Below are 13,035 nucleotides of genomic sequence, written 5' to 3'. Positions count from 1 at the left end.
CTGCGCTGAGCGGGGCTACGCGTTTCAGCGATCGCCGCCGACTGCAAAATTAGGAAGACGGTCTACCGGCTGGGCGAACTCGAAGGGAATCGATACGGTGTCCAGGCCAACGTTCTGCTGCACAACGAAATGCAAATGGGGGCCTGTACTGTTGCCGGTATTGCCGGATAACGCCAGCATGCTGCCGGCCTCGACGCGCTGGCCCTCGCGAACGGCGACCGAGCCCTGCTTGAGGTGCAGATACACGCCCATGGTGCCGTCGTCGTGCAGGACGCGCACGAAATTGCCTGAAGGATTGTTGCCGCGGCCGCTCTGCTGGTTCTCGGTCTTCACCACGACGCCCGGACGCGAAGCCAGAATCGGCGTGCCGACAGGCATGGCGATATCGATCGCGTAGCGGCCCTTGGCACCGGTATGGCTGTACTTTCCGCCGGGACCCTGGGTTATCCGGAACGGCCCGCCGCGCCAGGGCAGCGGGTACTGTGACGCCGCGTGCCGTGCGCGCGGATCGCCCAGCGCATAACGCAGTTTGTAGCGATAGGTGGAGTCGCCCTGGCCATCAGGTACCAGGGTAAGTAGCCGCATGTTCTGCCGAGGTGACAGCACCCAACGGATCGGCTTGGCTGGTACGCCTCTCATGTTGCGCGCGGCTTCGATCTTCAGTTCTATCTCGACCGGGGCGTACAGGTCATTGTGAACGATCAGCGTCTCACCACCGGCATGCTTGCGGGTAGTGACGTAGACCTGCGCATCGGTATTTTCCACCATAGCGTCCTGAAACACGATCACCTTGGCGCCGAGCACCTTGCGGTCGGTATAGGTCACCACACCGTTGGCGTCGGTGTACTTGTAGATGGTCGAAGCTATCAGGGCGGGGCTGGCCAGAAGCAGGGCACTAGCCAGAAGGAAAGCGCGCATCCGTTGCAAACCGTGAAGGGTTGATGAGCGCCAAGAATAAACTGTGGCGCGGGTTAAAGCGACCCGCGCCACAGGCATTACCGCACAGTTGCGGTCGAACGGTAGCGCCGGCTGTCGGCTTCTACCGCTGGCCGGTTACTGTGTGCGGGTTACTCGCCAGATCACGTTGGCCAGGTCGTCGGCAACGATCAGAGCGCCGCGGGGATCTACCGTCACACCGACCGGCCGCCCCCGCGTGCCTTCGTCTGTGCGAAAGTCGGTGACGAAGTCGATCGGATCGCCGGCAGGTCGACCGTCGCGAAACGGGACGAAGACAACCTTGTAACCCGATGGGTCATCACGATTCCAGCTTCCATGCTCGCCGACGAACACGCCTTCGGCGAAGTCGTTACCCATCGCCGGCTCGGAGAAGTCGACACCGAGGGCAGCCACGTGGGAGCCGAGGGCATAATCCGGAACGATCGCGCTGGCGACCTTCTCCTCATCCTGCGGGCGTACCCGCGGGTCGACGTTCTGGCCCCAGTAGCTATAGGGCCAGCCGTAAAAGCCGCCTTCCTGTACCGACGTCAGATAGTCCGGAACCAGATTCGGCCCGAGTTCGTCGCGCTCGTTCACTACTGCCCAAAGCTGCTCGGTATCCGGATGGATGGTGAGTGCCGTCGGGTTGCGCAGGCCGGTCGCGTAAGGCTTGTAGGCACCGGTCTCGGTGTTGACCTGCCAGACCACGGCACGGTCGACCTCGGCGTCCATCCCGCGCTCGGCAGTGTTGCTGTTGGAGCCGATGCCAATGTAGAGATAGCGGCCGTCGGCGCTGGCGGTCATCGCCTTGGTCCAATGATGGTTGATCTGCGAGGGCAGATCGATGATCTTCTCCGGCGGTCCGCTAGCCTGGGTCTGCCCTTCCTGATAATCGAAGCGTACCAGCGCGTCCTGGTTCGCCACGTACAGATCGTCGTCAATCAGAGCCAGGCCGTACGGGGCGTTGAGGTTCTCGGCGAATACCGTCTGCGTTTCGTAATTGCCATCACCGTCTTCGTCACGCAGCAGGGTCAGGCGGTTGCCGCTCTCCACCGAGGTGGTGCCCTTTGCCTTGATGTAGCCGGCGATGACGTCCTTGGGCTTGAGCTTGGGTGCGTTGCCGCCCCGACCTTCGGCCACGAGGATGTCGCCGTTGGGCAGGATAATGGTCTGGCGCGGTATTTTCAGGTCTCTGGCTATCGCGGTGACCGTGTAGTTCGCCGGTACGGTCGGCTTCTGGTCGCCCCACGGGATGGGCTCGGCAATCTCCATGCTGGGCAGCAATCCGCGCTCCGGTTCCGGCAACGCAGGGTTTGGTCCGTCCGATACGGGGTTCTGGTCCTCACCGCATGCGCTCAGCAGCAGCGCCGCGCCCAGAACGGATACTGTTTTTGAATATCTCATATGTCACCTCCGTCACCCAGGTCGCTAAGCCCAATCCAGGCTGCCACCAATACCAGCACAGAGACGATAGCCGACAGGATCAACCCCACAGGCATGGTTGCCCATGCATCCTTGGCATGCTCCAGAGAGTTGATGAAGCCCAGTATCCAGGCTGCCAGAAGAACCAGGAAATACACCATGGCTCGGCCTTTTTGGTAATGTGCCCGGATCAGGTTGGCCAGCGCGAATAACAGCGCGAAACCGCAAAAAACCAGCCCACCAACGATCAGCCAGGAGGAGAAGTTGCTCCACTGAATCTGGTAGGTGCGGAAGTAGGCGATGTCGCTCAACAGCGCGCCGAAAAACAGCGGGACTGTTCCGGCAAGCAGTATTGCGTGCAACGGGTGGGGTGCGTGTCGGTAAGTATGGTGCGTTGTGGCGGTCACGGGCGGGTTCCTCATGGCGGCAAGCCAGATCTGGCGACCTGTGAGGATGCACGGGTCCGCGTGGCTCGCTCTGGGTGTACTTACAAGGAGATCGTACCGTCAGAGTATAGTTCACTCCGCCACGCAGGCCGGGGCGGCGGCGCCGTCAGTATCTGACGGGCCGCGTGGCTGGCTGATGAAAGGTTTTGGTCAGGACGCCGCTTGCGGCTGGAGGGAATAGCTGCGCAGCACCGCTGCGAAGTCCTGCAGGGCCTTGATGCCACTGGCTTCGGCCTGGGCACACCAGTCACGCAGGGCTTGGAGCATGTCCTGGCTGTTGGCGCTGGTGCGACCCCAGATCTGTTGTAGGGCCAGGCGCTTCTCGTAAATCACGCGTAGTGACTGGCTGTGTGTGAGCACGGTCTGCACATCCTCTTTCTGACTGGGCTCCAGCAGGCTCGGCTCGCGGCTCAGCAGGCGCTTGGCGCGGCGGAACACATGACGTACCGAATCGTCGACACGTTGCAGCTCCTGGCGGACCAGTGGCTTGATCACCATGTTGCGATACTGGGCCATGATCTGGAACCGGTTGTTGACGACTGCCATCGCAGTGTCCACGTCGAGCGTCTGCTTGCCATCGACCCGGTGAGCGATTGGCGCGGTGCGGCGCACCTTGGCCAGACCGAGCATGCTGAACAGGCGGATATACATCCAGCCAATGTCGAACTCCCACTTCTTCACCGACAGTTTGGCCGAGTTCGGGTAGGTGTGATGATTGTTGTGCAGCTCTTCGCCGCCGATGATGATGCCCCAGGGCGAAACGTTGGTTGCCGCGTCCTTGCACTCGAAGTTGCGGTAGCCGACGGCGTGGCCGAGCCCGTTGATGATGCCCGCTGCGGTAACCGGGATCCACATCATCTGCACTGCCCAGACGGTCAGACCGATGACGCCGAACAGAGCCAGATCGACCGCCAGCATGATGATGACACCGCCATTACGATAGCGGCTGTAGACGTTGCGCTCGAGCCAGTCGTCCGGGCAGTTCTTGCCGTAGATGCGCAGGGTTTCCTCGTTCTCGGCTTCTTCCTTGTACAGCTCGGCACCGCGGCGCAGAACGGTCACCAGACCCTTGTGTACCGGGCTGTGGGGATCTTCCGGTGTCTCGCATTTTGCGTGGTGCTTGCGGTGGATAGCCGTCCACTCACGGGTATTCATCGCCGTGGTCAGCCACAGCCAGAAGCGGAAAAAGTGTTTCAGCGCCGGGTGTAGCTCCAGCGAGCGGTGTGCGGAATACCGGTGCAGGTATACCGTCACGCTGACGATGGTGATATGCGTCAGAACAAGCGTCACCGCCAGAATCTGCCAGGCGTTGAGATCGAGCAAACCGTTGTACCACATAGAGTTCGAGTACCTCTCAAAAGATGCGGGAGACAATCCCGTACAATTGATTATGTAGTAATAGATGCCACAAGGACATGACCGCAAGTCGAGACCATGGTCGTAGCCGCTGCATATTGCTACTGGATGCTTCAAAGCGCAGCGGCTATCGAGCTCGTCTCGACAGGCAGCAGCCTGTCTTTTTTTTTTGGCCGGATGGGTGCCCGCGAAGCGACTGAGCTTTGCTTGACCGAGGTCAAGATCGCGCCTGGGGTGGTGGCTACAATGGCCGCCTTTCCAGTTGACGGAGTCGCCGATGCAAGCCCTTCAGTGTTTGCCCCTGCGTTACAAATTCTGGGCGGTCAATGGAGTGGCTTTCCTGAGTACTCTGGTGCTCGTATTGGTTGCGATGCTGTTGGAACAACGGAGCGTCAACCAGACCCGGCAGGACCAGGCTTTGAACATGCTGCAGTTGTGGCATGAAAGCGATACCGCTGCGGTCGAGGGGCCGCTACAGCCGCGGCTGTTGCAGCAGCGCGAGAGCGAGCAGGTGTTGCGCACACTGTTCGAGGCAGCCGGGCCGGATTCGCGCTGGGTACCCCTGTCTTCTCCGGCGTTGCTCGGCGGCGATCGACCGATAGGCGCCTGGGTGACCAGGGGGGCCGGAGCGGCAGTCAGAGCCGTGCTGGTCGATGGCAAGACCTTCCAGCAGATTTTCACCGAGCGCGCGCCGGTCTATGCCATGGCAGTTTTTCTGTTGATGTCGATCGTGCTGATCGGCTCGCAGATGCTGATACGTTTCGTCGATCATTACCAGCGACAGTTGCAGCGCATGGCTCATTACGATGTGTTGACCGGCCTGCCGAACAGAGTCCTGGCGCGGGACCGGCTTGACCATGCCCGCGGCAGAGTCATCCGGCATGGCGGTTATCTCGCCGTGCTGTTCATCGATCTGGATCGCTTCAAGACCATCAACGACAGTCATGGCCACGGCATCGGCGATGCCGTTCTGCGCGCGGTGGCCGATCGTCTGCGTGCCCGCTGTCGGGAGGAGGACACCTTGTCCCGCCTGGGTGGCGACGAGTTTCTGCTGATTCTCGAGCAGCTTCCGTCCGCGGACCTGGCTGATCAGATTGCTGCCCATCTGTTGGCACTGCTCGAACGTCCGCTGATGCTCGAAGACAGCCGCGAAGTCTATGTTGGGGCGAGCATCGGTATCGCCATCTATCCCGGCGACGGCGAGGCCACCACCGAGCTGATACGCAATGCTGACGCGGCCATGTACCGGGCCAAGTCCAAGGGTCGCAACACCTTCAGCCACTACGTACCGGCGCTGACGGAAAAGGCTCGGGAGCGTTTCGAGCTGGAACGGGCGTTGCGCGAGGCGATGGCCATGGAAGAGCTCAGTCTGCATTATCAACCGCTGATGGAGCTGGATACGGGCCGGTGCCTGGGCGCCGAAGCGCTGCTACGCTGGAATAGCCATCGCCACGGCCAGGTCGCCCCGGGGACCTTCGTTCCGCTGGCCGAGGACAGTGGTCTGATCGTGCCGATCGGTAGCTGGGTGCTTCATCAGGCCTGTCGCCAGGGAAAGCTGTGGCTGGACGCGGGCATGAATGTACAAACCCTCGCAGTCAATATCTCACCGATTCAGTTCATGCATCAGGACATCGTGCGCCTGGTAGCCGGGGCGCTGCAGTCGACAGGCCTGCCCCCCTCGCGACTGGAGCTGGAGATTACCGAAGGAGCGCTGATGAGTCATATCGACCAGGCGGGCCATACACTGCATGCCTTGAAACAGCTGGGCGTGCGCATTGCCGTGGACGACTTCGGCACCGGCTACTCCTCGTTGGCCTATCTACGCCGATTCCCGCTGGACAAGCTGAAGATCGACAAGAGCTTTCTGGTCGGCGTTCCGGAGGACACTGGTGAATGCCAGCTGGTGCGAACCGTAGTCGACCTGGGACGCAACCTGGGGCTGGAGGTGCTGGCCGAGGGCATCGAGACGGCGGCGCAGCGGTGCTTCCTGCAGAGCGAAGGATGTCATCACGGCCAGGGCTATCTATTCGCCCGGCCCATGCCAGCCGAGCACTTCGTCTGTTGGTATCAGGCGCAGCTGCCGGTTAGCTGATCAGACCCAGCCGGTCACGCCCAGCCTGCTTGGCCTGATACATCCGCCGATCGGCCGCTTCCAGCAGGTCGCGGGGCGATGCGCTGCGGTCGTAACAGCGTTCGGCCAGGCCGATGCTGGCGGTCAGTCTGCTGCCATCGGGACGACTCCCCCAGCCATGCTGCATCAGGCGCTCCAGCGCCCGTCGAGCTTGAGTCATGTCCGTGTCGGGCATGATCAGGAGGAATTCTTCGCCGCCCCAGCGCACGAGGCTGTCCGAGCTGCGCAGGCTGTCGAGCATGTTGCGGCTCGCCTGAACCAGTACACGGTCGCCAGCGTCGTGGCCGAACGTGTCATTGATGCGCTTGAAATGATCCAGATCGATGAAGGCTACCGACAACGCGCTGTTGTGCCGTTCCGATGCATCCCACTGCAGCCGCAGGATTTCCTCGCCGCTGCCGCGCGAAAACACACCGGTCAAGGGGTCGCGAATGGCCTGTCGCACCAGAGCGATCATGAAGGCCAGTTGGCTCATGCAGGCCAGACCGGTGACCCCGGCAATGAGCATCAACAGCCAGAAGGCGCCGGCAAAGGACGGCCAATTCAGTGTGGTCCAGCTCAGGTAACCGGCCAACGCCTGCGCCATGAGCAGTACCAGGGCCAGAATCAGGTTCTCGACGAACGTCAGTGGAAAGATCGCCAGCCCGGCCATGAGCACGAAGGGCAGAAACGCATAGCCAGCGCCAACCGCAGCGGAAAACTGGGTGAGCTGATAGCTGCCGAGCAGGTAATGCGAAGTGATGTAGAACACCGTCGGAATGGCGAACAGAATCCCGATCGCCCGGTAGGCATCGAACAGCTGGCCGCTGGGCCGGTAGAACAGCAACACGCCGGCGAAAGCCAGGCAGACCAGTAGGCGCTGCAGTGCCAGGTGCAGCCATAGCTCGAAAGGGAACACCATCCAGTCAACGATGCTCCACGCTGGCGTGAGCACGGCGAAGAGAAAGGCGAACAGCCGCACGCGGTTGACGATCATGGTCGCCCGACGCTGGGTCAACAGCAAGGCATGGTGATGCGGGGAAAGCAGGCGGTGCAGTTCTGTCGTCTTCAGTTCGCTGGGTAACAGGCTGGCGAGACGATTACGCAGCAGGTCGAGCAACGAGAGCATAGGGGCGGCGTCATCTGGTTATTGTCGGTTGACCCGCCGGGTAAGCGGGTTCCATCTAAAAGCCAGTATTGGAGCACGCCATCATCCGGTCGATGTTGACCGAAGTCATGCTTGTGAGCGATTGAATTCCCGCCCCGGATCGGGCGGGAGATGATGGATCAGAGGAAAATCCAGAGCAGCACGACGCCCAGCACCACCCGGTAGATCACGAACGGCTGCATGCCGATGCGCTTGATGAAGGCGAGGAAGTAGTGGATGCACAGGTAGGCGCTGATAGCGGAGAGCACCACGCCGAGTGCCATGGGTGCCCATTCGACCTGAGTATCGGCGCGGACCAGATCATAGGTCTTGAGCAGGCAGGCCAGGACGGTGACTGGGATCGACAGCAGGAAGGAGAAGCGCGAAGCGCCCTCACGGTTCAGACCGACCATGAGACCGGCGGTCATGGTAATTCCCGAGCGGGAGACGCCGGGAAACAGAGCCAGCGCCTGGGCGCAGCCGATCCAGAACACGTCCTTCCAGTTGATCTGGTGCTCGCTACGCTGGCCACGATAGCGCCAGTCCACCCAGCCGAGGAGCAGGCCGAAAATGATCAGGCCCCAGGCGATCCAGATCGGCGACCGCAGCTCCGTCTCGATGAAATCCTGAAGCAGTAATCCAACCAGCCCCACCGGGATGGTTCCGAGAATCACCCCCCAGGCAAGGCGCGCATCCGCATCGAGCTGCCGGGTCGTCAGCGAGCGAGTCCAGCTGCGGGCCATGTTGCCGATGTCGGTGCGGAAATACAGCAGTACGGCAGCGAGGCTGCCCAGATGCAATGCCACATCGAAAGCCAGCCCCTGGTCGGGGTCGCCGCCTAGAATGGGGACGAGAATCAGATGCGCAGAGCTGGAAATCGGGAGGAACTCGGTCAGTCCTTGCACTACGGCAAGAATGACTACCTGCAGCCAATCCATAGAAACGCCTTCTCCGTAAAAAAGTGCGGCAAGTAAACCATGACCCGTCTCGTAGAGCGAGTCCGACAACGCGGCCGATCGAACCGGCCGAGCCGCAAACTAAGGCAGTGTCCAGCGCGAAAAATTCCATGGTGGTGGCAATGGTCGTGATTTGTTGCGAAAGCCTCCTGAGATTGGGTGTTCTAAGAAGGCGTGGTGCCAAGGCAGGCCCGAAACGTTTGAATCGGAGCGGTGCTACTCGGCCAGATAGCGCAACAACAGGCCCAGCTCCGTGCGCACCGCTGCGGGACGGGGAATGCGCACGCGATGGCCGGTCCCCGGCGCGACATTGATCGCTTGCCCGTGGCGGTCGGTCAGCGAGTCGAGGACAAAACTGTAGTTGCCGCTCGGGGTCATCAGCTCAAGCTGATCGCCGCGCTGGAAGCGGTTTTTTACTTCGATGGTCAGCCAGCCGTCGGCGTCGTACATGACTTCGCCAACGAATTGATGGCGCTCCATGCGCGATGCGCCGTGTTCGTAGTTCTGGCACACCCCGGGCGGATGTCGGCGGTAGAAACCTTCGGTGTAACCGCGGTTGGACAGACTTTCCAGATCGTCCATCAGGCCGAGGTCGAACGGCAACCCGGCGACGGCGTCGTCGATCGCATGGCGATACACCTGGACGGTGCGCGCCACGTAGAAATGCGACTTGGTCCGGCCTTCGATCTTCAGCGAGTCAATGCCCATCTTCACGAACCGCTCGACATGTTGCACCGCCCGCAGATCCTTGGAATTCATGATGTAGGTGCCGTGCTCGTCTTCCTCCATCGCCATGTACTCGTCCGGCTTGTCGGATTGGCGAATCACATGCAGTGGTTGAGCGATGGGCTGAACATTGCCTTCAGCGGTCTGTTCGGCAGGCTGCACGTCGTATTTCCAGCGGCACGCGTTGGTACAGGCACCCTGGTTGGCGTCGCGATGGTTGAAGTAGCCGGATAACAGACAGCGTCCGGAATAGGCGATGCACAGGGCGCCGTGCACGAACACCTCCAGGCCGATGTCCGGGCACCGGCGCCGGATCTCTTCGACTTCGTCCAGCGACAGCTCGCGGGACAGGATGACCCGCTCCAGCCCCTGTTGCTGCCAGAACTTCACCGTCGCCCAGTTCACCGCATTGGCCTGTACCGAAAGATGTACCGCAAGGTCGGGCCAGCGCTCGCGCACCATCATGATCAAGCCGGGATCCGACATGATCAGCGCATCCGGCCCCATCGCCACCACCGGCTCGAGATCTCCCAGATAGGTGGCCACCTTGCTGTTGTGTGCAGCAATGTTGCTTGCCAGATAGAAGCGCTTGCCCAGCGCCTGCGCTTCTCTGATGCCCTCGGCGAGCACCTCCGGGTCGTGAAAATCGTTCTCGCGAACGCGCAGACTGTAGCGCGGCTGGCCGGCGTAGACGGCGTCAGCGCCGTAGGCGAAGGCATAGCGCATGGCCTTGAGGGTGCCGGCAGGAGCCAGCAGTTCGGGCGTATGAGGCATGTTGATCATCCTGTTTACAAGACAAGAGGCGCGCAGGGTAACCTTCGGGGACGATGGGTTTATTGATCGAAGTCATGCCTATGGTCGGTCAACACGGCCATTGATCGACATGACCGGTGCGTCAGGGCATGGCATCTTTGGCTGAACAATAACGACAAGCGGAGACATACCATGCGCTGGAAAAACCGCCCGGATGGGTCCAACTGGGGCGACTTCGGCCCGGACGACGAACTCGGCCGCCTCAATCTGCTTACCCCCGAAAAGGTCCTGCAGGGCGTCGCTGAAGTGCGGGACGGGCGCAGTTTCTGCCTGAGCCTGCCGCTCGACTTTCCCGGCGGAAACGCGCTGAATCGCTTTCGCCACCCGCCGAGACGCTTCACCTCGGGCCGGGCAGGCAAGGTCAATTACAACTTTCCGCTGCATCAGGTGAATCCGGATTTCACCGATGTGGTCTGTGACGACGCGGTGCTGCTGTATACCCAGTACTCGACGCAGTGGGATGCACTGGCGCACGTCGGCGGCATGTTCGATGCTGACGGCGACGGCAAGCCTGAGCCGCTCTACTACAACGGCTGGCGCGCCGGCGTCGATGTCCTCGGTCCGGAAGGGCATGAGGACGCCCTGGAAGGCGTCCGTGCCGAACGCCTCGGCATAGAGAAGATGGCCGAGACTGCGGTGAGCGGGCGGGCGGTGCTGATCGACCTGGAGCGGCACATCGGTCGGGAGCGCGTGCTGGTAGGCTTCGAGCAGCTTAAGCAGATCATGCAAGCCGATGGCGTGGTGGTCGAGCCGGGCGACATGGTGTGCTTGTATACCGGTTTCGCGGATGTGGTGCTGGAGATGAATCGAGAGCCTGACGCGCACACGCTGGAAAACAGCTGTGCGGTGCTCGACGGGCGCGACCCAGCATTATTGCAGTGGGTGACCGACAGCGGGCTGAGCGTACTGATTGCCGACAATTATGCGGTGGAAGCCTATCCGGCGCGCCAGGCAAGCGGCTGCTGCGCAGCGCTGCCTTTGCACGAGCATTGCCTGTTCAAGCTGGGCATCCACTTAGGTGAGCTGTGGTATCTCACCGAGCTGGCACAGCACCTGCGCGTTGCTGGGCGCAACCGCTTCATGCTAACCGCTCCCCCGCTGCGTTTGCCCGGTGCGGTGGGGTCGCCGGTCTCTCCGGTAGCGCTGGTTTAGCCAGCCAGACCCCATCGCGCCGAGGAAGACGCTCCTACTGTTGGGCCATGCGAGGGTTTCTGTAGGAGCGCACCTGGGCGCGAAAGCGGCATCGTCGGCGGCGCGAAGCTCTGTGTTGAGATAGCGCTACCCATCGCCGCGCACAAAAAACCCGGCCGAAGCCGGGTTTCCTGTTGCAACGTACCGCTTAGACCTTGCTTTCGAGCTCAGGGACCAGCTCGAACAGATCGCCTACCAGGCCGTAGTCAGCTACCTGGAAGATCGGCGCTTCTTCGTCCTTGTTGATCGCCACGATCACCTTGGAGTCCTTCATGCCGGCCAGGTGCTGGATGGCACCGGAGATGCCCACTGCGACGTACAGGTTCGGTGCAACGATTTTGCCGGTCTGGCCAACCTGCATATCGTTGGGTACGAAGCCTGCGTCAACCGCGGCGCGCGAGGCACCGACCGCAGCGCCGAGCTTGTCGGCGAGCTTGTACAGCATCTCGAAGTTCTCGCCGTTCTGCATGCCACGACCGCCGGAGATGACGATGTCGGCACCCGCCAGCTCGGGACGATCCGACTTGGCCAGCTCTTCACCAACGAAGCTGGAGACACCGGCATCCTGCGCGCTGGAGACGTTCTCGACGCTGGCGCTGCCGCCTTCGCCGGAGACCGGGTCGAAACCGGTGGAACGTACGGTGATGACCTTGACCGAAGCGCTGGACTGCACGGTGGCAATGGCGTTACCGGCGTAGATCGGACGGGTGAAGGTATCAGCGCTGTCGACACCGGAGATCTCGGAGATCTGATCGACGTCCAGCAGGGCAGCAACGCGCGGCATGTAGTTCTTGCCGTTGGTGCTGGCGCTGGCCAGGATGTGGCTGTAGTTCTTGCCGAGTTCGGCAATCAGCAGGCCCATGTTTTCCGGCAGCTGGTGCGCGTAGGCCGCGTTGTCAGCCAGCAGCACCTTGGACACGCCTTCGATCTTGGCAGCGGCGTCAGCCACGGCCTGGCAACCTTCACCGGCAACCAGCACTTCGATGTCACCGCCGATGGCCTTGGCCGCAGCCACTGTGTTCAGAGTCGAGGCGATGAGCTCGGCGTTGTTGTGTTCTGCAATAACCAGAGTTGTCATGTTCAGATCACCTTGGCTTCGTTCTTGAGTTTGTCGACCAGCTCGTCGACGCTCTTGACCTTGATGCCGCCCTTGCGTGCAGCTGGCGACTCGACCTTGAGAACCTTGACGGTGGAGCTGGTGCTTACGCCCAGGTCGTCAGGCTTGATGGTTTCCAGCGGCTTCTTCTTCGCCTTCATGATGTTCGGCAACGAAGCGTAGCGCGGCTCGTTCAGGCGCAGGTCAGTGGTGACGATGGCCGGAAGCTTCAGGTCAACGGTCTGCAGGCCGCCGTCGATTTCACGGGTGACCTTGACGCGCTCGCCATCGACATTGACTTCAGAGGCGAAGGTACCCTGGCCGTAGCCGGACAGCGCAGCCAGCATCTGGCCGGTCTGGTTGTTGTCAGAGTCGATCGCCTGCTTGCCGAGAATGACCAGCTGGGGCTGTTCCTTGTCGACCACACCCTTGAGCAGCTTGGCGACGGCCAGCGAGCTCAGTTCTTCGGTGCTTTCGACCAGAATGGCGCGGTCGCAACCCAGAGCCAGCGCGGTACGCAGCTGTTCCTGAGCGGCAGTCGGGCCAACCGATACGGCGACGATTTCAGTCGCCACGCCTTTTTCTTTCAGGCGCACGGCCTCTTCCACGGCGATTTCGCAGAAGGGGTTCATCGACATCTTGACGTTGGCGAGATCGACACCGGTGTTGTCCGCTTTGACGCGAACCTTGACGTTGTAATCGACCACGCGCTTAACGGCGACGAGGATTTTCATGGACGTTAGTCCTCCACAAGTCTATGAGACGCCCGGCGGGCGCATGACATTAAAAGGGGTGCATAGCATAACGGCCGCAGCCGGCACCCGATAGTGCAAATG

The 13,035-nt window shown here is 61.4% G+C and carries 11 protein-coding genes; 2 read left to right on the top strand and 9 right to left on the bottom strand.

The features are described 5' to 3' along the window. Window positions 1–24: 24 nt before the first annotated feature. The 4 genes from BLT85_RS14030 to desA form a co-directional block, all read right to left on the bottom strand. Window positions 25–918, bottom strand: coding sequence for a peptidoglycan DD-metalloendopeptidase family protein (locus tag BLT85_RS14030; protein WP_093395972.1), 894 nt, complete (start codon window positions 916–918; stop codon window positions 25–27). A gap of 135 nt (window positions 919–1,053) precedes the next feature. Next, window positions 1,054–2,340 carry a PQQ-dependent sugar dehydrogenase gene (locus tag BLT85_RS14025; protein WP_093395969.1) on the bottom strand — a complete coding sequence of 429 codons (1,287 nt, stop codon included), beginning with the start codon at window positions 2,338–2,340 and terminating at the stop codon, window positions 1,054–1,056. Continuing rightward, window positions 2,337–2,780 (bottom strand): DUF2231 domain-containing protein, encoded by a 444-nt coding sequence (locus BLT85_RS14020; protein WP_093395966.1) that lies wholly within the window; start codon window positions 2,778–2,780, stop codon window positions 2,337–2,339. Before BLT85_RS14020 ends, BLT85_RS14025 begins: the two co-directional genes overlap by 4 nt. Window positions 2,781–2,954: 174 nt before the next feature. Then, a complete protein-coding gene (gene desA, locus BLT85_RS14015) occupies window positions 2,955–4,142 on the bottom strand; it encodes a delta-9 fatty acid desaturase DesA (protein WP_093395963.1) in 1,188 nt (395 codons plus the stop codon). Between the two features lie 295 nt (window positions 4,143–4,437). Between desA and BLT85_RS14010 the strand changes: the two genes are divergently transcribed. Further along, the gene (locus tag BLT85_RS14010) at window positions 4,438–6,252 is read left to right on the top strand and encodes a putative bifunctional diguanylate cyclase/phosphodiesterase (RefSeq protein ID WP_093395960.1); all 1,815 of its coding nucleotides are present in this window, start codon (window positions 4,438–4,440) and stop codon (window positions 6,250–6,252) included. Here BLT85_RS14010 and BLT85_RS14005 read toward each other — a convergent pair. From BLT85_RS14005 to trhP, 3 genes are all read right to left on the bottom strand, one after another. Continuing rightward, window positions 6,245–7,399 (bottom strand): diguanylate cyclase, encoded by a 1,155-nt coding sequence (locus BLT85_RS14005; protein WP_093395957.1) that lies wholly within the window; start codon window positions 7,397–7,399, stop codon window positions 6,245–6,247. The genes BLT85_RS14010 and BLT85_RS14005 overlap by 8 nt on opposite strands. 158 nt (window positions 7,400–7,557) lie before the next feature. Continuing rightward, on the bottom strand, window positions 7,558–8,355 hold the full coding sequence (locus tag BLT85_RS14000) for an undecaprenyl-diphosphate phosphatase (RefSeq protein WP_093395954.1): 798 nt from the start codon (window positions 8,353–8,355) through the stop codon (window positions 7,558–7,560). Window positions 8,356–8,589: 234 nt separating this feature from the next. Further along, window positions 8,590–9,873 (bottom strand): prephenate-dependent tRNA uridine(34) hydroxylase TrhP, encoded by a 1,284-nt coding sequence (trhP, locus tag BLT85_RS13995; protein ID WP_197673850.1) that lies wholly within the window; start codon window positions 9,871–9,873, stop codon window positions 8,590–8,592. A gap of 171 nt (window positions 9,874–10,044) precedes the next feature. Here trhP and BLT85_RS13990 point away from each other — a divergent pair, with 171 nt between their 5' ends. Beyond that, a complete protein-coding gene (locus BLT85_RS13990; RefSeq protein WP_093395948.1) occupies window positions 10,045–11,064 on the top strand; it encodes a cyclase family protein in 1,020 nt (339 codons plus the stop codon). Window positions 11,065–11,251: 187 nt separating this feature from the next. Here BLT85_RS13990 and BLT85_RS13985 read toward each other — a convergent pair whose 3' ends face one another. Both BLT85_RS13985 and BLT85_RS13980 read right to left on the bottom strand, forming a co-directional pair. Further along, window positions 11,252–12,181 carry an electron transfer flavoprotein subunit alpha/FixB family protein gene (locus tag BLT85_RS13985; protein ID WP_093392282.1) on the bottom strand — a complete coding sequence of 310 codons (930 nt, stop codon included), beginning with the start codon at window positions 12,179–12,181 and terminating at the stop codon, window positions 11,252–11,254. 2 nt (window positions 12,182–12,183) lie between these two features. After that, window positions 12,184–12,933 (bottom strand): electron transfer flavoprotein subunit beta/FixA family protein, encoded by a 750-nt coding sequence (locus BLT85_RS13980; RefSeq protein WP_093395945.1) that lies wholly within the window; start codon window positions 12,931–12,933, stop codon window positions 12,184–12,186. Between the last annotated feature and the right edge of the window lie 102 nt (window positions 12,934–13,035).

The organism is Halopseudomonas xinjiangensis (assembly GCF_900104945.1).
GTDB lineage: Bacteria > Pseudomonadota > Gammaproteobacteria > Pseudomonadales > Pseudomonadaceae > Halopseudomonas > Halopseudomonas xinjiangensis.
Note: the sequence above shows the minus strand (reverse complement) of the source record. Positions and strands in the feature narration are given on the sequence as shown.